The 22,334-nt window shown below is 45.3% G+C and carries 22 protein-coding genes; 6 read left to right on the top strand and 16 right to left on the bottom strand.

The features are described from left to right. Positions 1-3: 3 nt before the first annotated feature. Both F897_RS06000 and F897_RS05995 read right to left on the bottom strand, forming a co-directional pair. Positions 4-699 carry a GntR family transcriptional regulator gene (locus tag F897_RS06000; RefSeq protein WP_005234246.1) on the bottom strand — a complete coding sequence of 232 codons (696 nt, stop codon included), beginning with the start codon at positions 697-699 and terminating at the stop codon, positions 4-6. A gap of 194 nt (positions 700-893) precedes the next feature. Further along, positions 894-1,697, bottom strand: coding sequence for a sulfite exporter TauE/SafE family protein (locus tag F897_RS05995; protein ID WP_005234245.1), 804 nt, complete (start codon positions 1,695-1,697; stop codon positions 894-896). Positions 1,698-1,724: 27 nt separating this feature from the next. Between F897_RS05995 and F897_RS05990 the strand changes: the two genes are divergently transcribed. Both F897_RS05990 and F897_RS05985 read left to right on the top strand, forming a co-directional pair. Next, positions 1,725-2,480, top strand: coding sequence for a biotin--[acetyl-CoA-carboxylase] ligase (locus F897_RS05990; RefSeq protein ID WP_005234244.1), 756 nt, complete (start codon positions 1,725-1,727; stop codon positions 2,478-2,480). A gap of 14 nt (positions 2,481-2,494) precedes the next feature. Further along, positions 2,495-3,235: a type III pantothenate kinase gene (locus F897_RS05985; protein WP_005234243.1), complete on the top strand. Its 741-nt coding sequence runs from the start codon at positions 2,495-2,497 to the stop codon at positions 3,233-3,235. Here F897_RS05985 and F897_RS05980 read toward each other — a convergent pair. From F897_RS05980 to ffh, 3 genes are all read right to left on the bottom strand, one after another. Then, complete coding sequence (locus tag F897_RS05980) at positions 3,189-3,794, bottom strand: RBBP9/YdeN family alpha/beta hydrolase (RefSeq protein WP_005234241.1); 606 nt, start codon at positions 3,792-3,794, stop codon at positions 3,189-3,191. The two genes, F897_RS05985 and F897_RS05980, sit on opposite strands and share 47 nt — an antisense overlap. A gap of 137 nt (positions 3,795-3,931) precedes the next feature. Beyond that, positions 3,932-4,507 carry an RBBP9/YdeN family alpha/beta hydrolase gene (locus F897_RS05975; protein WP_005234240.1) on the bottom strand — a complete coding sequence of 192 codons (576 nt, stop codon included), beginning with the start codon at positions 4,505-4,507 and terminating at the stop codon, positions 3,932-3,934. Positions 4,508-4,666: 159 nt separating this feature from the next. Continuing rightward, on the bottom strand, positions 4,667-6,073 hold the full coding sequence (gene ffh / locus F897_RS05970; protein ID WP_004783356.1) for a signal recognition particle protein: 1,407 nt from the start codon (positions 6,071-6,073) through the stop codon (positions 4,667-4,669). A gap of 138 nt (positions 6,074-6,211) precedes the next feature. Here ffh and F897_RS05965 point away from each other — a divergent pair, with 138 nt between their 5' ends. Next, entirely contained in the window at positions 6,212-7,021 is an 810-nt protein-coding gene (locus F897_RS05965; RefSeq protein WP_005234238.1) for a cytochrome C assembly family protein, read from the top strand. Between the two features lie 51 nt (positions 7,022-7,072). Here F897_RS05965 and F897_RS05960 read toward each other — a convergent pair whose 3' ends face one another. The 11 genes from F897_RS05960 to paaA all read right to left on the bottom strand — a co-directional run bounded on the left by F897_RS05960 (position 7,073) and on the right by paaA (position 17,174). Continuing rightward, positions 7,073-7,852: a class I SAM-dependent methyltransferase gene (locus F897_RS05960; protein WP_005234236.1), complete on the bottom strand. Its 780-nt coding sequence runs from the start codon at positions 7,850-7,852 to the stop codon at positions 7,073-7,075. A 140-nt stretch (positions 7,853-7,992) separates the two neighbouring features. Further along, complete coding sequence (locus tag F897_RS05955) at positions 7,993-8,592, bottom strand: hypothetical protein (protein WP_005234234.1); 600 nt, start codon at positions 8,590-8,592, stop codon at positions 7,993-7,995. 41 nt (positions 8,593-8,633) lie between these two features. After that, positions 8,634-9,575 carry a phenylacetic acid degradation operon negative regulatory protein PaaX gene (gene paaX / locus F897_RS05950; RefSeq protein ID WP_005234232.1) on the bottom strand — a complete coding sequence of 314 codons (942 nt, stop codon included), beginning with the start codon at positions 9,573-9,575 and terminating at the stop codon, positions 8,634-8,636. Between the two features lie 60 nt (positions 9,576-9,635). Further along, on the bottom strand, positions 9,636-10,928 hold the full coding sequence (paaK, locus tag F897_RS05945; protein WP_005234230.1) for a phenylacetate--CoA ligase PaaK: 1,293 nt from the start codon (positions 10,926-10,928) through the stop codon (positions 9,636-9,638). 60 nt (positions 10,929-10,988) lie between these two features. Continuing rightward, entirely contained in the window at positions 10,989-12,191 is a 1,203-nt protein-coding gene (pcaF, locus tag F897_RS05940; RefSeq protein ID WP_005234228.1) for a 3-oxoadipyl-CoA thiolase, read from the bottom strand. A gap of 441 nt (positions 12,192-12,632) precedes the next feature. Next, the gene (paaG, locus tag F897_RS05935) at positions 12,633-13,424 is read right to left on the bottom strand and encodes a 2-(1,2-epoxy-1,2-dihydrophenyl)acetyl-CoA isomerase PaaG (RefSeq protein WP_005234227.1); all 792 of its coding nucleotides are present in this window, start codon (positions 13,422-13,424) and stop codon (positions 12,633-12,635) included. A gap of 64 nt (positions 13,425-13,488) precedes the next feature. Next, on the bottom strand, positions 13,489-14,547 hold the full coding sequence (gene paaE, locus F897_RS05930; protein ID WP_005234225.1) for a 1,2-phenylacetyl-CoA epoxidase subunit PaaE: 1,059 nt from the start codon (positions 14,545-14,547) through the stop codon (positions 13,489-13,491). A 65-nt stretch (positions 14,548-14,612) separates the two neighbouring features. After that, a complete protein-coding gene (gene paaD, locus F897_RS05925) occupies positions 14,613-15,113 on the bottom strand; it encodes a 1,2-phenylacetyl-CoA epoxidase subunit PaaD (RefSeq protein WP_005234222.1) in 501 nt (166 codons plus the stop codon). Positions 15,114-15,141: 28 nt separating this feature from the next. Next, positions 15,142-15,897 carry a 1,2-phenylacetyl-CoA epoxidase subunit PaaC gene (gene paaC, locus F897_RS05920; RefSeq protein WP_005234220.1) on the bottom strand — a complete coding sequence of 252 codons (756 nt, stop codon included), beginning with the start codon at positions 15,895-15,897 and terminating at the stop codon, positions 15,142-15,144. 16 nt (positions 15,898-15,913) lie between these two features. Continuing rightward, the gene (gene paaB / locus F897_RS05915) at positions 15,914-16,201 is read right to left on the bottom strand and encodes a 1,2-phenylacetyl-CoA epoxidase subunit PaaB (RefSeq protein ID WP_005234219.1); all 288 of its coding nucleotides are present in this window, start codon (positions 16,199-16,201) and stop codon (positions 15,914-15,916) included. A gap of 28 nt (positions 16,202-16,229) precedes the next feature. Then, entirely contained in the window at positions 16,230-17,174 is a 945-nt protein-coding gene (paaA, locus tag F897_RS05910; RefSeq protein WP_005234218.1) for a 1,2-phenylacetyl-CoA epoxidase subunit PaaA, read from the bottom strand. A 262-nt stretch (positions 17,175-17,436) separates the two neighbouring features. Here paaA and paaZ point away from each other — a divergent pair, with 262 nt between their 5' ends. From paaZ to F897_RS05895, 3 genes are all read left to right on the top strand, one after another. Continuing rightward, a complete protein-coding gene (paaZ, locus tag F897_RS05905) occupies positions 17,437-19,548 on the top strand; it encodes a phenylacetic acid degradation bifunctional protein PaaZ (protein WP_005234217.1) in 2,112 nt (703 codons plus the stop codon). Between the two features lie 206 nt (positions 19,549-19,754). Continuing rightward, on the top strand, positions 19,755-21,194 hold the full coding sequence (locus tag F897_RS05900; protein WP_005234216.1) for a spinster family MFS transporter: 1,440 nt from the start codon (positions 19,755-19,757) through the stop codon (positions 21,192-21,194). Between the two features lie 198 nt (positions 21,195-21,392). Then, positions 21,393-22,331 carry a tRNA dihydrouridine synthase gene (locus tag F897_RS05895; protein ID WP_005234215.1) on the top strand — a complete coding sequence of 313 codons (939 nt, stop codon included), beginning with the start codon at positions 21,393-21,395 and terminating at the stop codon, positions 22,329-22,331. The last annotated feature ends 3 nt before the right edge of the window (positions 22,332-22,334 follow it).

The following is a 22,334-nucleotide window of genomic DNA, read 5'->3' as shown; positions in this document are numbered from 1 at the left end:
GATTTAACGTCGTGAGCGTCTGGCCCACGCGAGTTCAATTTGTTTCATCCGTGTCAGAGATTCCAACACAAGGTTGCGCAAGTGTCGACAAAAATCTTCCATAAATAACGTCGCCTGATGGGATTTACGAATTAAAATCGCTTCCGTCACCAGTTTAAATAATTCAAAAGATTCCTGTAGCTCACGTCTTGAAATATTCAGGGTCAGAAAATAGCTACGGCGTAAAGATGGCAGCAGTTCCTGATAGTAGCGCATCAGGTAAAGATTACCGACCATCTCCTGTTGCTGGGCCATTCCCTGAAAGATCAAATCATAAAACTTTTCGGTATGGCCTTGGCGGGTTTCGGCTTCCAATTGTTCTAATAATAGCTGAATGCGCTCTGCCTCATGACTGCGCCAGGTCTCTGCCATACGATGTACCATCTGCCCCAGCAATAAAGAGGTCAGGTCAAACAGGGCACGAACCTGCATGGCCGACATTTCCGAGACAATAGCGCCGCGACGCGGGAAGATTTCAATCAACTGGGTACGTTCAAGCAAGAGCAAGGCTTCTCGGACTGATCCCCGACTGACGTCAAGCTCCGATGCAATTCTGAGTTCCTGGATGCGTTCGCCTTCAACCAGTTCACCCCGGATAATCTGTTCACTGATATGCTTGGCAATCTGTTCAGACAAACTGTGTGCTTCTTGTTGTTGCATACTGTTCCTGTCTTATTTTTATTGATGCAAGTGCAGTCATTCTGGATGACTTTTCAGTTATTAAACGGCTTTTTTGCAGAAAATACTTTGACATTGTCAGACAATCTTGTGTCTATACAGCCAACCCAGTCAAAGAAAAAGGAGAATAGTGACCCATTCTCCTCAAAAAATTTAGCTAATAAAAAATGAGTAGTTCAGGTAGTAAAGCCTTGATAGATAAAATACAGACCAACTGTAGTCAGTAAGGCCGCAAAACATTTTTTTAATAGAACTGGTGATAATAAATGCGCCACTTTTGCACCAAATTTTGCAGTAATAAAACTCATCACACTAATACCAATAAACGCATAAATATGAATATAACCAATCGTATTTGGCACTTCGACTTCAGCTTTCTGACCAAACCAGATGAAACCTAAGGCACCGGCCACCGCGATCGGCAAACCGCAGGCAGCAGAAGTGGCTACCGCTTTCTGGATGACGACACCACAACGATTCAGGAAAGGCACAGTCAAACTGCCGCCACCAATCCCGAATATGGCCGATGCCACGCCAATGCCACCACCCGCTGCCAGCTGTAATGCGGCTGAAGGCAATTTCTGATTCGGATCAACCTGATAATGTGCGCCTCTAAACATTCTGAATGCAATCCAGACTGCAAAGAAGCCAATCAGCAATTGCAGACCTTGGCCCGATAAATAATCTGCAATTCCAGCTCCTAAGAATGAGCCAATGACCAGGCCGGGTGCCAGATTACGCACTACCTCCCATAACACTGCCCCTCTCTGATGATGCGCCATCACCGAACTAATTGAGGTCACAATAATCGTGGCCAGAGAAGTTCCGACTGCCATATGCATAATCACGCTTGGATTGTACTGGAGCTGGGTAAAAACAATGTACAGGATTGGCACGATAATCAGACCACCACCAACGCCAAACAGGCCTGCGGCAAATCCTGCAATTGCACCAATCAATAAATATATGATTAACTCCATAACGACATTTACCACGTTTAGATTCAAATGGATGTAGAAACTCGCGAACTGCAGCAACGTTTAAGTCAAGCAGGCCAACTCCCTGAAGTGCTGCTGATCAAGCCCATTACCACATCGACCAATGACGATGTCCGGGAACTAGCAACCAAAGGGGTACAACAGGTACTGGTGTGTAGCCGCGTGCAAACCCAAGGACGTGGACAGCGTCAACGTCAGTGGATTTCTCCTGAGGGGAACATCTATTTAAGCACATTGCTGCATACACAAAAAGCAATCGATGGTCGTCTGGCGCTGGAAATTGCATTAAATATCCTGCAAATGCCAAGTCTAAAAGGACTGGACTTGCAGGTAAAATGGCCCAATGACCTGTACAGCCTGCAAGGGAAATGGGGCGGCATTCTGATTGAACCGATTTCGACCCAACAGGTGGTGGTCGGCGTCGGGATCAATATCAGTCCACTCACGGAAAGCGTTCCAGACCAGCAGGTGACTTCTCTGACTGAATTGGGACTACAGCATGCTTCACGTGTGGATCTGATTGCCGAGTTGTATCTGGCTATTCAGCAAGCGGGTGAATGGTTTAATTATGGCAGTCAGAATCTACCAGCACGGTTTAAGCAATATGCCGCATTTTTCCAGCAAACAGTTGAATTTACCGATATTCAAGGCCAATATTCCGGAACTTTCCTCGGCATTCAGGACGATGGTGCCGTTATTATCGAAACGGATGCAGGTACGCAGATATTTTATCAGGGGCAACTCCGTCTTAAAAACGGCGGCTGAACAGGCATCATTCAATGAAAAAACTATGGTTGGATATCGGCAATACACGGCTCAAATACTGGATTACGGAGCAGAACCAGATCATTGAACATGCCGCGGAAATGCATTTACAATCCCCTGCCGACTTACTTCTTGGCTTGATTCAGCACTTTAAAAGTTTGGGTCTGCATCAAGTCGGAATTTCTTCAGTACTGGACAAAGCGAATAATGTCCGTATTCAATCGATTCTGACCTGCCTGAACATTCCTGTGGTTTTTGCCAAAGTACAGGCACGCTATGCCGGTCTGATCTGTGGCTATGATGATCCTTCACAGCTTGGGATTGACCGCTGGTTGCAGGTGCTGGCCGTTGCCAAGTCAGCCGATCAAAATTACTGTGTCATCAGCTGCGGGACTGCCCTGACCATTGATCTAGCCCAAGGCCAAGAACATCTCGGCGGTTATATCCTGCCGAATCTGTATTTACAACGCGATTCCCTGATCCAGAATACCAAAGGCATTAAAATCCCAGATGTAGCTTTCGAGGAACTCAGTCCTGGACGCAATACCATTGATGCCGTGCATCATGGCATTTTATTCGGTCTGCTCAGCACCATTGAAAAAGTACTGCAAGATTTTCCGGCACAGCTGATCCTGACTGGTGGAGATGCTGCACTCTTTGCCCAGCATCTCGAACGGTTTCAGCCCGTGATTGAACCAGACTTATTACTTAAAGGCCTGCAGCATTTTGCAGATCATTTGCCAGACACAGTTTGAGGAGCTCGAGTAACTTTGAAAAATCTGCATAGCCATCCAGCTTGTTAAAATGCCCTGCATTTTTGATTTCAAAAATCTGTGCATTCAGGCTATGGCCCAAACGCAGTGAAATCGGTGCAGGCACATAAGGATCATTGCTGGAAAGCAGCATTACAAAGCGTTTGGCACCATGTGATAGATTGTTCAGATCTAACTTTACTGCCTGCACCATTTTATTTAGTTCCGACCAGGCCACCAATGGTGTATCAAAAGCTGCGACCAGCATGAGCCCGCCAATTTTCAATTGCGTACGGCTATAGTGATCTTCGAGAAACTTTAGAGCACTTAAGCCACCCAAGCCATGCGCAACAATGAAACTATGCTCATCCAGATGCGGAATCTGCAGTTTCAGGTTGTGCTGCCATTCTTCCAGATCAGGTTGAAAAGGGTTGGCCAGCATGATCCGTTTGGCCTCGAACCCTGCGTCTTTGATCTGCCGGCTTAACCATGGATACCAGTGGTCATTTGAGGTCGCCTGATAATCAGGCACGATATAGACTTTCTTCGTTATATTTTTCATAGCATTGTACTTATTATATTGAGAGCAAAATGCTCCGACAAAAGTTAAGTTTTTAATTATTTATTAGCGGATGAAATTCAATATTCCTTATTCAACTTCATCCTGCCATCATTGAACCAATCTATTCATCATCTTCCCTATTCATTGGAAGATTGGATCAGATAAGGCTGAATCACTCGCCAGACTTCCGGCAGTTCAGTACAGCCTTGCGAATTAATGAAATGCCCTTGATGCTCGGCACAGACCACGATAGCATCTAGACTTTCCGCCTGCGCCAGGCTAAAGTCAGGCTGAACCCGATCATCACCTTCCGAATAAATCACTATACGTTCATCAATCTGACGTTTCAGTAAATCAAAATCCACTTCAGCCGCGTCAATGAAAGGATTAACTTCTTCCAGACGTCCCAGTCTACCATTAAAACCGGCCACTAAAACCAGTTGTTTGATTTTTTGATTTTTTAATTCGCGACTTAAATAATGTAATGCAGCCAGACATCCTAAGCTATGTGCAATAAAAATACTGTTTTCGTCAATCCCGTCAATCTGTTCACGCATTTGCTGTTCCCAGACCTCCAGTTTTGGCGTAGTCGATGGGTCAAGTCTGAGTACTTTCAAGCTGACATGTTCCTGCTGGGCTTTTTCCTGAATCCATGGAAACCAGTTTTCTTCAGGACTTGCGGTATAGCCATGCACCACAATCACTTGAGTCATTAGATACATCCTTCTGTATTATTTTATTTCGAATGTTTTCGAGTCTGCCTGATTTTTCTGGAAATTTGGGTAAGCAAATGTTGTTTCGTTTAAAGTGGATATAAAAGAAAATACAGACAATAAAAAAGGCGCTATACGCGCCTTTCTTATTTAAAACAGTTATTTTTTGTCGTTGCCGCCGAACAGTGGACCCATACCACCGCCGCCACCAAACTGTTTTTGCAGACCGCTCAGTGATTTCATCATTTTTGCCATACCCGACGGATTGGCAAATTTCTTCATCATCTTCGCCATTTGCGCATGCTGCTTGATCAGCTTGTTGACTTCTGACACTTCCATACCGCAACCTGCTGCAATACGCTTTTTACGGCTTGGATTCATCAGGTCAGGGTTACGGCGTTCCTTAATGGTCATTGACTGAATAATCGCTTCCATTTTCTTCACTTGCTTTTCAGGATTCGCCTGCGCAATCGCATCTTGAATACCAGAATTGCTCATACCTGGAAGTTTGTCCAGGAAGCCCATCATGCCGCCCATCTTGTTCATCTGCTCGAATTGCATCAGCATATCTTCAAAGTTGAAGCTACCGCCTTTCTGCAATTTCTTCGCCATTTTTTCGGCTTTTTCTTTGTCGATTTTGCGTTCAACTTCTTCGACCAAAGAAAGCACGTCACCCATGCCCAGAATACGCTGTGCCACACGTTCCGGATGGAATGGCTCAAGGGCATCCAGTTTTTCGCCCATACCAAGAAACTTGATTGGCTTGCCAGTAATCGCACGAACAGAAAGTGCTGCACCACCGCGCGCATCACCATCGGTTTTAGTCAGGATCACACCCGTCAAAGGAAGCGCATCGTTAAATGCTTTGGCTGTATTCGCCGCATCCTGACCAGTCATGGCATCGACCACGAACAGGGTTTCAGTCGGATTAATCGCTGCATGCAGCTCTTTAATCTCTTCCATCATATCGTCATCGATATGCAGACGACCTGCGGTATCGACAATCAACACATCGGCAAACTGGATTTTTGCCTGTTCAATTGCACGATTAACGATACTGATTGGCTTTTCAGTAGCACTTGATTCAAGGAAAATCGCGCCAACTTCGCCAGCCACTGTCTGTAACTGCTTGATCGCAGCCGGACGATAAACGTCGGCAGACACCATAGCCACTTTTTTCTTTTGACGTTCTTGCAGAAAGCGTGCAAGTTTGGCTGCAGTCGTGGTTTTACCCGCACCCTGCAAACCGGCAAGCAGTACCACCACCGGTGGTTTCGCTGCAAGGTCAAGGCTTTCATTGGCCTCGCCCATCATTTTGGTCAATTCGTCATAAACGATTTTGACGAAAGCTTGCCCTGGTGATAACTGAGTCATCACTTCCTGGCCTAATGCTTCTTCCTTAACTTTCGCGATAAATTCACGAGTTACAGGTAACGCAACGTCGGCTTCAAGAAGTGCCATACGTACTTCACGTAACGTATCTTTAATATTGTCTTCGGTTAGCTGCCCTGAGCCAGTAACATTTCTTAAACTCTGCGTGAGTCGTTCTGTTAAGGTATCAAACATTGCAAAATCCGCTTAAAATAGCCAGTAGCAAAAAATTGTTTCTTAAAATAGAAAATTTATGCATAGAATGCTATAGGATACTGTAGTTCGCACTGAATTTATATAAATGAATATTCATCACCCTTAAAAAGGTTTGACATGCTTAGCCTACCCTTGGTTTACACGATCTTAGCATTAATCGCTTATACCTCCTCTTTTTGGTATCTGTTCATTCATTTAATGACTAAACGTACTCCAAATCAATGGTTTGTCGGCTTAACAGCTTTAGTTGGACTGGTACTCCATGCTTTGGTTTTATCAGGTGACATGTATACCCCGATGGGGATGAATTATGATGTATTTGCCTTACTTTCCTTTACTTCAGGGCTAATGTTGCTGCTAAGCATCATTTATAGTACCTATCGGCCGATTATTGCGCTAAACCTGATTGGTATTCCCGTCGCTGCGACCGGCCTGATCCTCGGTTTTAGTTTCACCCAGCCAGCGAAAGTCATTGCACAGAATTCCCTGGGTCTGGATATTCATATTATCTTGTCCCTATCTGCTTACGCTGTGTTATTGATGGCGACGATTCAGGCCGTGATTTTGCGGTTTCAGGACCGTGAACTGAAGAAAAAACAGAAACGTCGGATTTGGGTGAATCTGTTGCCATCCTATCAAGATATGGAATCTTTATTGTTCGATATGCTGATGACCGGTTTCATTTTACTGACACTGGCATTGGGTTTCGGCTTCTTTACCATTGATAATTTCTTCGCCCAGCATCTGGCCCATAAGACTGCCTTTAGTATTGTGTCCTGGCTGGTTTATGGCGCATTATTGATTGGACACTGGAAATTTGGCTGGCGTGGCCAGAAAGCAGTTCGCTTTACCCTGCTTGGGTTTGGCCTGCTGGCGCTCGGTTTTATCGGTTCCAAATTTGTGCTGGAAATGCTTTTAAACAAATAAGCTGATTGATCTTCAATATTATAAAAACTCAGCTAAGACTGGGCTTTTTATTTAATTATCCATTCCTTTATCTGGATTTATCCTTCCCACTCGTAGCGATAGCGGCCAGCTCACTACCCGGGGCAATTCTGGGTCTTCCCATTCTGGCAATAAGGCATCTGCCAGTACATTCAGCGGATTATGTCCGAGTGCCTGGGTAGCTGCTTTTACGGCTGACCAGGTACTCATATAGCCTATCAATTGGTAAAAGCTCCACTCGACTTGTAATACCGTCGGCTGTACAGCAATTTCATGAAATGGGAATGGTAGATTTTTGTATCCTTCATCAACATGGCGGCGTTCAGGTGCCCAATAAGGCGCGATCGTCACTTCATAAAAATGTCTGAAATAATGATTCAGATGTTCTTCATCGATGCTGAATACCCCATAATTAATAAGAGCTAAAATGGTATTAGGTTTTGCAATACGGCGAACTTCCGCATAGAACTTGTCCAGATCCAGCCAATGTGCAGCCTGTGCAACTGAAATCAGATCCACACTCTGGTCAACACATGGGATTTCTTCGGCTAAGGCCTGATGATATTGAATTTTCGGATGAGGTTGGGCCTGTGCGATTTGTTTGCTACTCGCATCAATGGCAATCACCTGATCAAAATAATGTGCCAAAACCTCTGAAAACTGTCCTGAGCCACAGCCAACATCTAAAGCTACTTTCGTACTCGGTGCCAACTCTGCCAATATCTTTCCCAAAGTATCCGGATAATGCGGGCGAAACAAGGCATAATCTTGGGACTGCTGGGAGAAATGGTCTTTAAATTCCCGACTTTCCATCTGCACTTTCCTGACCTGTTTTCTCACAGCTTAACTCGATCCGGAAAGGCGACAATAGTAATTTGGTTTCATTTCCAATAATTTTAAAACTAAAAAATTAGCGTATTTTAATTATCTAAATTTTTTAAAAATCAGCGAGTTTAACTATTTTGCTTGATTTGATAATCCGCTTTAAAGTTCTGATAACTACGTCGCTCTGCGGAATTTTCGGTTAAAGCTTCTACTTCCTGCATGGTATTCAGGCAACGTGTAGTGAGCTGGATATATTGCTCGGTGCCATGGCTTTTCCAGGCAATTTCTTTTTCTTCTAAAGGACGGATGACTTTTGCCGGACTGCCAAGTACCAGATTATTTGCTAGCACTTTGAATTTAGCCTTAACTGTACTGTTGGCCCCAACAATGACATTCTCCCCGATTTCGGCCTCATCCAGAATTACACTGTTCATACCGATCAAGGCATTTTTTCGTACCACGCAGCCATGCAGAATGGCACCATGACCAACATGGCCATATTCTTCAACCAAGGTCACACTGTCCGGAAATCCATGAATGGCACAGGAATCCTGTACATTGGCATTTTTCTGGATATGAATCCGGCCAAAATCGGCACGCAACGAAGCGAACGGACCAATATAAACTCCGGCTTCAATGATCACATCACCGATCAGCACAGCCGTAGGATGAACATAAGCTTTAGGGCTGACGACAGGAATAACCCCATCAATCGCATAACATGGCATAGACTCCTCCTTGAGCTACTAGGTTCATGATCTTTTAAATATCAAAAAGTCAATTCCGGCTGCTTTAAGCCACCAAAACGTTTATAAAATTGTGGATGTGCAGGTGGCATAAGACCTTCCGCTGTCCGGGCAGTTTCCAGGAAAAACTCATCTCCTGCTGCAAATACTGTCTGATATAGATTGGTACTCAGGTTGCGCGCAATCAGTGACAACCAGTCTGTTGGCAACAGTTCAAATGGCAGATTCGGGTCTTTTAGTAAAATACGGCGATATTGATGGATCAACAGGATACGAATCTGGAAGGCTTGTACCGGATCCAGTTCCTCTTCATTTTCCACCAGATAGAAAAACTCGCGGAAATCGCTAATAAATTTTTCATAACGCTGATGCAGTTCAGGAATTGGCCAATTGGTTTCAACCATGCGTTTAATGGTTGGATAAGATTCCTGCCAGAGCTGTAAAGTTTCAGCACGAAACACTACGACCTGATCGGTCATCTTGTTATTCAGTAACAGGTTTTGCAGTTTCTGCTGATCACACCCCGGATAGGCCATGACATTGGTCGCGATATTGGCAAAGCCTAACCATTCCAGTTCTTTTTTTAGCGTTTGTTTATTTTCTAGTTCAACTGAACTGAGCAGAACCAGATCCCATTTCTGATCCCATTCATTATGCTGGAAACTATAAATTTTCTGGTCTGCGGTAATAAAACGCTGACGGCTGCTTTCGGTAATCCGGTAATAACTGGTGCGGCCAATCTTTTCTGAACTCAGCCAGCCATTTTGTACCAGACGGAATACGGCGGTACGCACAGAACGCTCATTGAAGCCAAATACATCCATCAGCTGAATCAGGCTGGCAAGACTAATGACTCCCCCACGGTGATAAATGCTGTCACCAAAAATCGTCATTACCAATGAGGTTCCACTGAGGGTCTCATTCTGAATGAAATCATCAATTACTTGTTTTAATTTCGGATTCATTACGTTCAATTTACCTTGTCAAAGCCGGATGACAGACCTGAGCCTGTCATCCAGACGTATTTAAGCGGACTTTCGGATATCAAACACCCGCTGAGCCTTACCTTCAGAACGTGGCAAGCTACCTTCCGGTAAAACTTCCACACTGACACTAATCCCGACCATGGTCTTGATTTGTACTTTCAGCTGATTTGCCAATTGGTGTGTCATATTTATAGCATTATCTTTACGCATTTCGGTACGAATATGCAATGTATCCAGATGACCCTGTTTACAAATCTGAATCTGATAATTTGGAATAAGCTGCGGAATATGCAGGATTTGCTCTTCAATTTGTGATGGGAACACATTCACACCACGAATAATCATCATGTCATCACTGCGACCTACAATCTTGTCCATACGACGCATGGTACGTGCTGTACCAGGCAATAAGCGTGTCAGATCACGGGTACGGTAACGAATCACCGGCATACCCTCTTTAGTAATGGTGGTAAATACCAGTTCACCCAGCTCACCATCAGGTAATACTTCACCAGTTTCCGGATGGATAATTTCAGGATAGAAGTGATCTTCCCAAATGGTAGGACCATCTTTAGATTCCAGACATTCCATCGCTACACCCGGCCCCATCACTTCAGACAGGCCATAAATATCCAGTGCATCAATACCCAGACGTTCTTCGATTTCACGGCGCATTTCATTGGTCCATGGCTCTGCACCAAAGATCCCGGTCTTGATCGAACAATCCTTGGCAGTCCCGAATTTTTTCTCCAGACACTCAATAATATTCAGACAGTAAGATGGCGTGACCATTAAAGCCGTTGGCTTGAAATCATGAATCAGCTGGGCCTGCTTGTCGGTCTGACCACCTGACATCGGGATTACGGTGGCACCCAGACGTTCTACCCCATAATGTGCACCCAACCCGCCAGTAAACAGGCCGTATCCATAAGATACCTGAATCGTATCTTTACTGCTGAGTCCGGCTGCGCGTAACGAGCGTGCCACCACATCTGACCAAGTGTTAATGTCATTCTGGGTATAACCGACTACAGTCGGCTGACCTGTGGTCCCTGAAGAAGCATGTACACGGACAATCTGCTCCTGAGGCACAGCAAACATGCCAAATGGATAGTTTTCGCGAAGATCCTGCTTGGTGGTGAACGGGAATTTGGCCAGGTCTTCCAGAGAGTTAAAATCGTCTGGATGCACGCCAGCATCATCGAATTTCTTTTTATAAACCGGGCTATTCTGATAAGCATGTTGCAACATCTTTTTCATACGCTTTAGCTGAACACTGCGTAACTCATCAACCGATACTTTTTCAATTTTTTCCATTGCATTGTTATTCATATTCTTACTCCTGACGCAGTCTTCCTGACCACGGTTTAATTCATTGATTGAATGATGTGTTTAATCCATATTTTCTAAAACCAGTGCAACACCTTGACCGACACCGACACACATGGTGCAGAGTGCATATTTGCCTTTACGGCGTTTCAGTTCATGCATGGCAGTAATCACCAGACGGGTGCCGCTCATACCCAGCGGATGGCCAAGAGCAATAGCACCACCGTTTGGATTGACTCGTGGATCGTCATCCTGAAGTCCTAGCTCACGTAGCACTGCAAGCGCCTGTGCGGCAAAGGCTTCATTTAGTTCGATCACATCCATCTGTTCTAGACTTAAGTTTGTCTGTTTTAATACTTTCTGCACTGCGGGCACTGGACCGATACCCATATAACGTGGTTCTACTCCTGCACTGGCGATTCCTACCACCCGTGCTAGCGGTTTCAGCCCATATTGTTCTGCGAAATATTTATTACCCAGTAGCACACAGGCTGCACCGTCATTGACACCAGACGCATTACCCGCAGTTACCGAACCACCTTCCTTGCGAAATGGTGCTTTTAAAGAAGCCAATTTTTCTAAAGTAGTATCGGCACGTGGATGCTCATCTTCAACAATCACCTGAGTAGCACCTTTGATTTCTACTGGCAGAATTTCTGCCTGAAAAATACCATTCTGCTGTGCCTGTGCAGTTTTTTGCTGGCTGCGATAAGCAAACAGATCCTGATCTTCACGATTAATCTGATATTTTTCAGCTACGTTTTCTGCCGTTTCCGGCATGCTATCTACGCCGAAACCTGCCTTGAATTTTGGATTGATAAAACGCCAGCCAATAGTGGTGTCATAAATTTCCGGAGTACGGCTAAATGCTGTGGTTGGCTTGGATTGTACAAATGGCGCACGGCTCATGGATTCTACCCCACCGGCCACTACAAATTGCGCTTCACCCGATTTAATTGCACGTGCTGCCAGACCGACAGCATCCAGACCGGAAGCACAGAGACGATTTACAGTAATGGCAGGCACACTTTCCGGCAGGCCCGCTAAAAGTGCTGCCATACGCGCGACATTACGATTATCTTCACCGGCCTGATTGGCACAGCCTAAAATTACCTCATCAACTTCTGCCCACGGCAGATTAGGATGCTGCTGTTTTAAATACTGGATCGGTAAAGCAGCAAGGTCATCGGCACGAATACTACTCAAATCACCTGCATAACGACCAATTGGGGTACGAATACCGTCAAAAATATAAGCATGTTCCATCGTTCTTGTTCCTTAGCTGGCCATCCCTTAGTCTGTTGGCGATCCTTGTTGCGCCTGTCCTAGCGCTGTCTAATTAGTTCAATATATACTAGGATGTATCACTCTTCACCAAAAATACGATACATATTTTTTAATATTTTTAAATTTGTGCCATATTAAATTCTATTTACTCATTCAAATTATTTATCTGAATAAATAAAATAAAAAAAATTAATAGATCAATATCTTGAGTAGAAAATAGTGCATAAATCTATATTTTTCAGATTTCATTTACTATCAAGGTACCACTACATATAACATAAGACCTAACTAACCATCAGACCAAATAGGTATCATATTCATACCCGTCAGGAATAGTTCAACTCGACCAAGTTGCTAAGCGATAACTGAAAGGAAAAAATCGCACAACTTTGAGCCGAATCAAATCCATCTCCGGCAGATTTAGCAGCCCTTATATTGTGGTGTTCGTTTTTGCATAAAGGCCTGAACGCCCTCACGATAATCACTAGAACGGCCCGCCAGACGTTGCAGATCGCGCTCCAGAATCAGTTGTTCATCCAGATTATTGTCTGCGGCGGCATGAATCGCTTTCTTAATCAGGGATAGACCATAAGTCGGCTGAGTCGCCAGATGTTCAGCCATTTTTTCAGCTTCTGCTTTTAACTGATCATCTTCAACTACCTGCCAGATCATGCCGAGTTGCAGCGCACGTTCAGCCGAGATTTTGTCACCCAACATCGCAAGACCCATCGCTTGAGCACGGCCAACCAGACGTGGCAGGAACCAGGTACCCCCTGAATCTGGCACCAGACCGAGACGGCAAAAAGCCTGAATAAATGAAGCAGATTTGGCAGCTACCACGATGTCACAAGCCAGTGCAATATTGGCACCTGCACCCGCTGCCACGCCATTCACGGCACAGATTACCGGTTTTGGCATTTCAGCAATCAGTTTAATCAGCGGGTTGTAGTATTTTTCAATCGATAGCCCGAGATCTGGCGCATCAGCATTTGGATCAACCACACGATCATTCAGGTCCTGACCGGCACAGAAACCACGACCTTCTGCAGAAATCACTACAGCGCGAATTGCTGAATCTTGCGCCCAGCGTTTTACGACAGAAGATACTTCCTGATGCATGGTTTCATTAAAACTGTTGAGCTGTTTTGGACGATTAAAAGTCAGGTAGCCCACTGCATTTTTTTCTTCAACAATAATTGTTTGGTAATCCATTACACACCTTTTAAGTTTCTATTTCGTTCATGCATTTATCTGCATGGTGCTTAATTTAAAATCTTTACTCGTCGAAACTGAGACGAACATTTTGAGTGGTTGGACGCGCCTGGCAGCTCAGCACATAACCTTTCTGGATTTCTTCTTCTTCCAAGCTATAGTTGATCGCCATTTCCACTTCACCTTGCAGCACCTTACATTTACAGGTTGCGCATACCCCGCCCTTGCAGGCATAAGGTAGATCTGCTCCAGCACGTAAAGCCGCATCCAGAATGCTGTCATCCTGTTTGGACACTTCAATGATCAGCTCACGGCCATCCAGAATGATGTTGACCTTTTCCTCGGTACGGCTTTCGATCTGCTGTGCAGATGCTTTTGGTGCAGTACCGGTATTGAAGCGTTCCGTGTGAATTTTGCTGCGTTCGATCCCGAGGGTTGGCAACACGGTTTCTACCGCATTCATCATTTCTTCAGGACCACAGGCGAAGCAATGATCGGTTTCTGCTGGAAGCAGGCCCGCCTGAAACAACTGCTGCAATTTTTCTGCATCAATACGGCCATTGAAAATCTCGCTATCATTCAGCTCACGCGAGAAAATGTTGATCAGTTGCAGACGCTCTTTAAAGCGGTCTTTCAGATCCATGATCTGTTCAGAGAACATGGTCTGTTTCCAGGAACGGTTACCATAAACCAGTGTAAAAGTGGCATCTTGCTGACGGCTCAATACTGCTTTGACAATAGACAAAATTGGTGTAATGCCACTGCCTGCAGCAAAGCCCAGATAGTGTTTGCCACCAGCCTTGGCCGCTTTCTGGAAAAACACACCTTGTGGTGGCATCACTTCTAGTACATCGCCGACTTTCAGGTTTTCATTGGCCCAGGTCGAGAACTGGCCCTGATCAATTTTCTTGATCGCGATACTCATGTCTTCATCAGTATCACTACAGATCGAATAGCAACGACGCAATTCTCCCTGTTCTGCCATGTGACGGATGGTCAGGTGTTGGCCCGGCTGATACTGAAAACTATCGGCATGTTCTGGACTCAGTTCAAAAGCAATGCAAATTGCCTGTTCAGTCTGAGGCTGAATCGATTTGATGGTTAACGGAATAAACTGGCTCATTTCAAAATCCTTCTTGAGCTGTGGCGATCTCACGCTTTATTGTTATGGCTTGTGCGCTTAAGCCCTTAAATACATTTAAAATAGTCAAACGGCTCCAGGCATTCCTGACATTTGTACAGCGCCTTGCAAGCGGTTGAACTGAATTCACTGAGTAATCGGGTGTGCTGGCTATGACAATGTGGACACTGGATGCCATCGCTGAGTGCGACATGGGTACCGCAGCTGTTTGAACCACCTTTGGGCGGGGCAATGCCATATTGCTGCAGTTTCTGTTTGCCTTCCTCACTCATCCAGTCGGTGGTCCATGCTTCTGACAGATCGACCACAACTTTGACCGGCGTCAGCTCATGTGCTGCAAATGCCTGGGTGATTTCCGCCTTAAGCAGATCGGTTGCCGGACAGCCACTATAGGTGGGGGTCAATCGGACGATGATTTCATCCTGCGGGTTGATCTCCACCCCGCGAATCATGCCCAGGTCAAGGACCGACAGGACCGGAATTTCCGGATCGGAAACCTGTGCCAGGATATCCCAGCATTGATCTTCTACATGTCTGATCAGATTCATGCCACTCACTCCCTGTGATGTGTTGGATTTACCAGTTCATACTTGGATAGCTGCGCTGCATATATTGCAGTTCCGCCAGTACATAACCCAGATGTTCGGTATGTAGTCCCTGCTTGGCGCCACTACGGTAAGCACCACTTTCTGGCAAGCTCAGTTCAAAACGTTGCAACTCGGCAGATATGGTTTCCAGCCATTTCGGTTTCAGCAGTTCCAGATCAGGAATCAGGTAAGCATCAACCAGCTGACGCTCATCTGCAGTCAGACTGAACAGCTCTTCAGTAAAGCGCCATAGCTGGTTCAGACCATTCTGGATTTTTTCATGTGCTTCTGCCGTACCTAAGCTCAGGCGTTCCATCCATGAGGTTGAAAAACGCAAATGGTATTTCACCTCTTTCAGCGACTTGATGGCGAATGAAGAAATGTTTTCATTCCTACTATTGCTGAGTGCTGCAAACAGCAAAGCATGGTAATGATCCATCAACCACTGACGCACGATGGTTTGACCAAAGTCACCATTTGGCTGTTCACTCAACAGCAAATTGCGGTATTCACGCTCGGTACGGAAATAAGCCAGTTTGTCTTCATCACGGCCCAGTCCTTCAATTTCACCGGCAAGACTCAGTGCTGTACGTGCCTGACCCAGTAAATCCAAGCCGATATTTGCCAGTGCAATATCCAGTTCCAGCTCCGGTGCATGACCGCACCACTCTGCCAGACGGTGTGAAAGGATGAGCTGGCTGTCGCCAACATGTAGTAAAAATTGTGCTAATACCTGATTCGTCATTGCTCTGCCCTCCACCTTACATGTGCTCGATGCCATCTGGAATGTGATAGAAGGTCGGATGACGGTAGACCTTGTTCAGTGAAGGATCAAAAAACTCTGGTTTTTCATCTGGTTGAGATGAGGTAATCAGTTCAGATTTCACTACCCAGATACTTATCCCTTCATTGCGGCGGGTATAGACGTCACGGGCATTTTGCAGGGCAATTTCATCATCAGGAGCGCGCAGGCTGCCGACATGGCGGTGGCTCAGACCCTGTTTGCTGCGAATAAATACTTCGTATAAAGACCAGTTATTCTTGTTCATTTGCATATCCTTGTGCTATTCCGTTGCCTTAGGCAATTTTTCTGTTGTCTAACTGCTGCTGTTGCTTGCTGGCATAAACTGCTGCTGATTCACGTACCCATTTGCCATCTTCCCAAGCCTTGCGACGCGCTTCGATACGTTCATGGTTACATGGACCTTTACCTGCCAGCACATCGAAGAATTCATCCCAGTTCACTTCGCCAAATTCATAGTGGCCTGTTTCTTCATTAAACTTCAGATCTGGGTCCGGCACAGTCAGGCCAAGCTGCAATACTTGCGGTACGGTGTTGTCGACGAATTTCTGACGCAATGCATCATTACTGAATAATTTGATTTTCCACTGCATGCTTTGAGCACTGTTTGGAGAATTGCCATCACTTGGACCAAACATCATCAGTGCCGGCCACCAGAAACGGTTCACTGCATCCTGTGCCATCTGTTTCTGTTCTGGCGTACCTTGTGCCAGTTGCATCATGGCCTCAAAGCCTTGACGCTGGTGGAAACTTTCTTCTTTACAGATACGCACCATGGCACGTGCATAAGGACCATAAGATGTACGACACAGTGCCACCTGATTGACGATTGCCGCCCCATCTACCAGCCAGCCAATCGCCGCTACATCTGCCCAGGTCAGGGTTGGATAGTTAAAAATGGATGAATATTTCATGCGGCCAGCAATTAGCTTTTCCATCATATCATCACGGTCTGCACCAAGCGTTTCTGCTGCACTGTAGAGGTACAGGCCATGTCCTGCTTCATCTTGCACTTTAGCCAGCAATACCGCTTTACGTTTCAAAGTCGGTGCGCGGGTAATCCAGTTACCTTCTGGCAGCATGCCAATCACTTCTGAATGCCCATGCTGGCCAATCTGGCGGATCAGGGTCTTTCTATAGGCATCCGGCATCCAGTCCTTCGCTTCAATAGAAATGTCCTGCTCTATCTTCTGATCGAATGTTTGTTGTTGCTTATTCATGTTTGTTTCACTTATCCCAAGTGCTGATACACTCAAATTAAAACGATACAAATATAAAATCAATACTATTTTTTTAGTATCATATATTTTTAAAAAGCATTTTACTCTAAGTTATTGTTTATATTATTTTTATTTTTTTTATTACATGAAGTTTACTTTTTTAATCATCGATTATGATTGACATTTAAGCTTTTAGATTGCAGTTTATGAAACATCAAAAGTAAAAACAAACTCAACAACGTATCATAAATGGAGTTATACAATGTTGGAACTGGACAGCACTACCCAGAACACGGATCTTCAGGACGACACACAGGCGCATTATTCAACTAAAGTTAAAGTATTGAGTTCACTGGCTTTAGGCGGTGAACATAGCGCACAAAATGACTTACGTACGGTCTATCACGCCATTAGCGGTGAAGCGATTTACCAAGTCAGTAGCCACGGCATCGACATGCATAACGTAGTGCAATATGCCAAACAGAAAGGTGCTGCCATTGCCCACTGGACTTTCCACCAGCGTGCCAATGCCCTGAAACAGGTGGCACAATATTTACTGGAACGTAAGGAAGATTATTACTGCCTGGCAGCTGCAACCGGCTGTACCCGCAAAGATGCCTGGATTGATATTGAAGGTGGGATTGGCACCCTGTTTGCCTATTCAAGTCTGGTTCGCCGTGAACTCAGCGATGAAACTACACTGGTTGAAGATGCCTGGATTCCATTATCCAAACAGGGCAGCTTTGGTGCCAAACACATCCTGAGCCCAAAAGCCGGTGTAGCAGTGCATATCAATGCATTTAACTTTCCAATCTGGGGCATGCTGGAAAAAATTGCACCGACTCTACTAGCCGGCGTGCCATGTATTGTTAAACCGGCAACAGAAGGCGCAGAACTGACACATGCAGTGGTTAAAGACATTTTAGCCAGTAATTTACTGCCAGAAGGTGCTCTGCAGCTGATCTGCGGACAGACTTACAACCTGTTTGATCACCTGAATGCACAGGATACAGTAACCTTCACAGGTTCGGCTGCTACCGGCCAGAAACTACGTGCACATCCACACCTGAATGCCCACTCCATTCCATTCAGCATGGAAGCCGATTCGGTGAACAGCGCCATCCTGACCCAGCAAGCCAACGATGAAACCATTGACTTGTTTGTGCGTGAAGTCTTCCGTGAAATGACGACCAAGGCCGGACAAAAATGTACTGCAATTCGTCGTGCCTTTGTGCCAGCAGCATTACTCGATACTGTACAGCGGCGCCTGACTGAAAAACTACAGAAAGTAGTCATCGGTGATCCTGCACAGGACGGCGTAACCATGGGTGCTCTGGCCAGCGTTAAACAGAAGCATGATGTTGCTGCTAAGGTAGAACAACTGGCACAGGAAGCTGAAATCATCATGGGTAGCCACCTACGCCAGGATTTTAGCATCCAGGTCGCACACCCAGAAAAATCTGCTTTCTATCCGCCAACAGTGCTGTTATGTAAAGATCCAGTTCAGGCCCAGCAGATTCACAATATCGAAGCCTTTGGCCCAGTGGTTACACTGATGCCGTATAGTGACCTGTCACAACTGGCAACATTAGTAGCTCGTGGTGAAGGAAGTCTGGTTGCTTCAATTGTGCGTAACCATGATGAAAATATTGAACAGCTACTCAGCAAGATCGCGCCTTGGCATGGTCGTGTGCATATTCTGGACCGTGAGAGCGCCAAGGAAAGTACCGGTCATGGTTCACCACTCCCATTGTTAGTGCATGGTGGTCCGGGGCGTGCTGGCGGTGGTGAGGAACTCGGCGGCCTGCGTGCAGTGAAACACTATATGCAGCGTACTGCTATTCAAGGCTCACCAAATGCGCTGACTCAGGTCGGTCATAGCTGGACCGCGGGTGCGGAGGTATTTGAAGACCGTGTGCATCCATTCAAGAAATCTTTCGACGAACTGCGGATCGGTGAGCGCCTGCTGACTGCACGCCGTACCATTACTGAAGCTGATATTGTCAACTTTGGTGGTTTAAGTGGTGATTACTTCTATGCACATATGGACAAGATTGCGGCTGCAGAATCCTTGTTCGGTGAACGTGTCGCACATGGTTACTTCATTGTTTCTGCCGCTGCTGGCCTGTTTGTTGATGCTGCTCCAGGTCCTGTCATTGCCAACTACGGTATGGATAACCTGCGCTTCGTAGAACCTGTGAAAATTGGTGATACCATTCAGGTAGAACTGACCTGCAAGCAGAAAACACCAAAACCACTGCGTGATGAGCAAAAACCGCATGGTGTTGTGGTCTGGGACATCAAAGTGAAAAACCAGCGCAATGAACTGGTCGCGACTTATGACATTCTGACTCTCGTAGAAAAAGCCGCTTAAGCACTATTTTTAGACACTTAAAGCAAAAAGGGAGTCTATTTGATTCCCTTTTTTATTTATTTAAAAATAATTGTATCTTTTTAATCCAGACATATTGACGGCTATGCAAATTACTCCTAGATTAGACTAATTGATACATGTAAAAAATAAAAATAATTAAATATGTATCAAATAAACCAATCACTATAACTTGCACAGGATGTTGCATGATGAATGAAAAAACATTGGTCATAGACAAGGTTGACAATGACGTCCAACCACTCGATTCTCATCTAAAAATTACTACGCCTATCCCTGAACAGGTAGCTACAGAAATTCCACCAGCAGCTTCAGAACGTAGCAGCTATCAATGGTATGTCGTGATCATCTGTATGGTGGCCTATATTCTGTCTTTCGTAGACCGTCAGATTTTATCCCTGATGATTGAACCGATTAAGGCTGACCTAATGCTGAGTGATACCCAGTTCAGCCTGTTACAAGGGCTGGCCTTTTCTCTGTTCTATGCATTTATGGGCGTACCAATTGCCGCACTAGCCGATAAAAAATCCCGTGTGAAAATTATTTCGGTCGGGATCGCTTTCTGGAGTCTGGCAACTGCAGCCTGCGGCCTAAGCAAAAACTTTATCCAGATGTTCCTAGCTCGCCTCAGTGTCGGTGCAGGTGAAGCCGCACTTTCTCCTGCTTTTTACTCAATCGTGGCAGATCTGTTTCCTAAACATAAACTGGGCCGTGCGCTAGGCGTATATGCTATTGGCGCTTTTATCGGTTCAGGACTGGCGTTCCTAATCGGTGGCTATGTGATTGGTCTGCTCAAGGATGTCAGCTTCATTACTTTACCGGTAATTGGTGAGATCAAAACCTGGCAACTGACCTTTATGATTGTCGGTTTACCGGGTGTATTACTGGCCTTAATGATGATTCTGACCGTACGTGAACCAGAACGTAAAGGCCTCAAAATGGATGCCAATGGTGTCGCAGTTAAAGCATCTTTTAAAAATTCTATGGGTTTTATCAAAACCCATAAAAAAACTTTCTTCTGTCATTTTATTGGCTTCTCTTTCTACACCATGATGCTGTATTCCCTGCTCGGCTGGGCACCGGCCTACTACATGCGTCACTTTGGCCTGGATGCAAGCCAGACCGGATATATCCTTGGAAGTATTATTCTTGTCGCAAATACTTCAGGTGCTCTATTCTGTGGCTGGCTCATCGACTTCTTTTCTAAACGTGGCTATAGCGATGCAGCGATCCGTGCCGGTGCAATTGGCTGTGCTGCCCTGATCATTCCAAGTGTGCTATTTACTCAGGTCGACAATATGCAGTTTTCATTCGCATTGATCTTTGTCGCGATGTTCTTTTCCACCTTTCCGATTCCGGCATCAGCCGCTGCTACCCAGATGCTGACACCGAACCAGTTGCGCTCTCAGGTATCAGCAAAATTCCTGCTAATTTCCAACCTGATTGCACTCGGTGTGGGTACAACTGCGGTGGCGCTGATTACTGACCGTTATTATGAAAATACCTTAATGGTGGGTAATTCGATTTCTATCGTCAATGCGATAGCCGGCCTAATTGGTGTATTCCTGCTGTATAAAGGCTGTCAGTATTATCGTGAAAGTATGAAATTCGAAAAACTGGTCGATTAAGACAATCTTAGATTTTTAAGATTTAAATCCAGACCTTAAATCAGCCGATTTAAGGTTTTTTTATTTAGATAGCAAAAGTTCAATAAGTACTCATTCAGGATTAATCTTTTTCTGCAATTCATATGAAAATTAAACTGCCTGGACTTTCCCACCAAAAAGCCGTATAACACCGTTTTTCGAATTAACAGGTGTTGACCATTGAAACTTGTTCTTGCACCCATGGAAGGCTTAACTGACCCGATTATGCGTGATGTACTGACATCCGTCGGGAGCTTCGACTGGTGTGTAACCGAGTTTATTCGTGTCACGGATTCGGTGCTGCCAGATCATATCTATCACACCTACTGCCCTGAACTGTTAAATAATGAGGGCAAAACTGCTACCGGTACGCCAGTGCATGTACAATTTCTGGGAAATAACCCGGAAATGCTGGCAGCCAATGCAGTGAAAGTCGCTGCTATGGGCGCGCCTGCAATTGACATGAATTTCGGCTGTCCAGCCAAAACCGTAAACCGTCACCGTGGTGGTTCAGTACTACTAGATGAACCTGAAGTCGTTTATGAATTGGTCAAAGCTGTTCGTGATGCAGTGCCCGCACATATCCCGGTTTCGGCGAAAATGCGTCTGGGTTATATGGATCGCAACTTCATGATGGAAAATGCGCATGCCATTGAAGATGCTGGAGCGGCCTGGGTCACTGTTCATGCGCGGACCAAGGCCGATGGCTATACTCCGCCAGCCTTTTGGGACCAACTGCAACCGATCCGTGAAGCCTTAAAAATCAATGTCATTGCCAATGGTGAAATCTGGACCAATGCCGATGCGAAGCAATGTCAGCTAGAATCAGGCTGTGAAGACCTGATGATTGGCCGTGGTGCAGTCACTACACCTGATCTGACCCAATGTATTCGTCAAAATTCTGATGAGCCGCTCATCACCTGGAATGAGCTGCTTGAACTGCAAATCCGTTTCCTGAATGGTTCCTATAAAAAGGAAATGAATATGGTCGGCCGTTACAAACAATGGCTGGGGATGATGTCTAAGCATTATCCTGAAGCCAAAGTACTCTGGGATGAGGTCAAACGGATTAAACAGCTGGTTGAAATTACTGAAAAGTTAAAAGCCTCGAAAAATTAAGAA

It is taken from the genome of Acinetobacter variabilis (genome assembly GCF_000369625.1).
GTDB classification, from domain to species: Bacteria; Pseudomonadota; Gammaproteobacteria; order Pseudomonadales; family Moraxellaceae; genus Acinetobacter; species Acinetobacter variabilis.
This window is presented reverse-complemented; position numbering and strand designations above follow the sequence as displayed.

Bases quoted from the DNA above. Each gene is read 5' to 3' on its own strand.
- F897_RS06000 (WP_005234246.1), bottom strand. From the start codon at position 699: ATGCAACAACAAGAAGCACACAGTTTGTCTGAACAGATTGCCAAGCAT.
- F897_RS05995 (WP_005234245.1), bottom strand. From the start codon at position 1,697: ATGGAGTTAATCATATATTTATTGATTGGTGCAATTGCAGGATTTGCC.
- F897_RS05990 (WP_005234244.1), top strand. From the start codon at position 1,725: ATGGATGTAGAAACTCGCGAACTGCAGCAACGTTTAAGTCAAGCAGGC.
- F897_RS05985 (WP_005234243.1), top strand. From the start codon at position 2,495: ATGAAAAAACTATGGTTGGATATCGGCAATACACGGCTCAAATACTGG.
- F897_RS05980 (WP_005234241.1), bottom strand. From the start codon at position 3,794: ATGAAAAATATAACGAAGAAAGTCTATATCGTGCCTGATTATCAGGCG.
- F897_RS05975 (WP_005234240.1), bottom strand. From the start codon at position 4,507: ATGACTCAAGTGATTGTGGTGCATGGCTATACCGCAAGTCCTGAAGAA.
- ffh (WP_004783356.1), bottom strand. From the start codon at position 6,073: ATGTTTGATACCTTAACAGAACGACTCACGCAGAGTTTAAGAAATGTT.
- F897_RS05965 (WP_005234238.1), top strand. From the start codon at position 6,212: ATGCTTAGCCTACCCTTGGTTTACACGATCTTAGCATTAATCGCTTAT.
- F897_RS05960 (WP_005234236.1), bottom strand. From the start codon at position 7,852: ATGGAAAGTCGGGAATTTAAAGACCATTTCTCCCAGCAGTCCCAAGAT.
- F897_RS05955 (WP_005234234.1), bottom strand. From the start codon at position 8,592: ATGCCATGTTATGCGATTGATGGGGTTATTCCTGTCGTCAGCCCTAAA.
- paaX (WP_005234232.1), bottom strand. From the start codon at position 9,575: ATGAATCCGAAATTAAAACAAGTAATTGATGATTTCATTCAGAATGAG.
- paaK (WP_005234230.1), bottom strand. From the start codon at position 10,928: ATGAATAACAATGCAATGGAAAAAATTGAAAAAGTATCGGTTGATGAG.
- pcaF (WP_005234228.1), bottom strand. From the start codon at position 12,191: ATGGAACATGCTTATATTTTTGACGGTATTCGTACCCCAATTGGTCGT.
- paaG (WP_005234227.1), bottom strand. From the start codon at position 13,424: ATGGATTACCAAACAATTATTGTTGAAGAAAAAAATGCAGTGGGCTAC.
- paaE (WP_005234225.1), bottom strand. From the start codon at position 14,547: ATGAGCCAGTTTATTCCGTTAACCATCAAATCGATTCAGCCTCAGACT.
- paaD (WP_005234222.1), bottom strand. From the start codon at position 15,113: ATGAATCTGATCAGACATGTAGAAGATCAATGCTGGGATATCCTGGCA.
- paaC (WP_005234220.1), bottom strand. From the start codon at position 15,897: ATGACGAATCAGGTATTAGCACAATTTTTACTACATGTTGGCGACAGC.
- paaB (WP_005234219.1), bottom strand. From the start codon at position 16,201: ATGAACAAGAATAACTGGTCTTTATACGAAGTATTTATTCGCAGCAAA.
- paaA (WP_005234218.1), bottom strand. From the start codon at position 17,174: ATGAATAAGCAACAACAAACATTCGATCAGAAGATAGAGCAGGACATT.
- paaZ (WP_005234217.1), top strand. From the start codon at position 17,437: ATGTTGGAACTGGACAGCACTACCCAGAACACGGATCTTCAGGACGAC.
- F897_RS05900 (WP_005234216.1), top strand. From the start codon at position 19,755: ATGATGAATGAAAAAACATTGGTCATAGACAAGGTTGACAATGACGTC.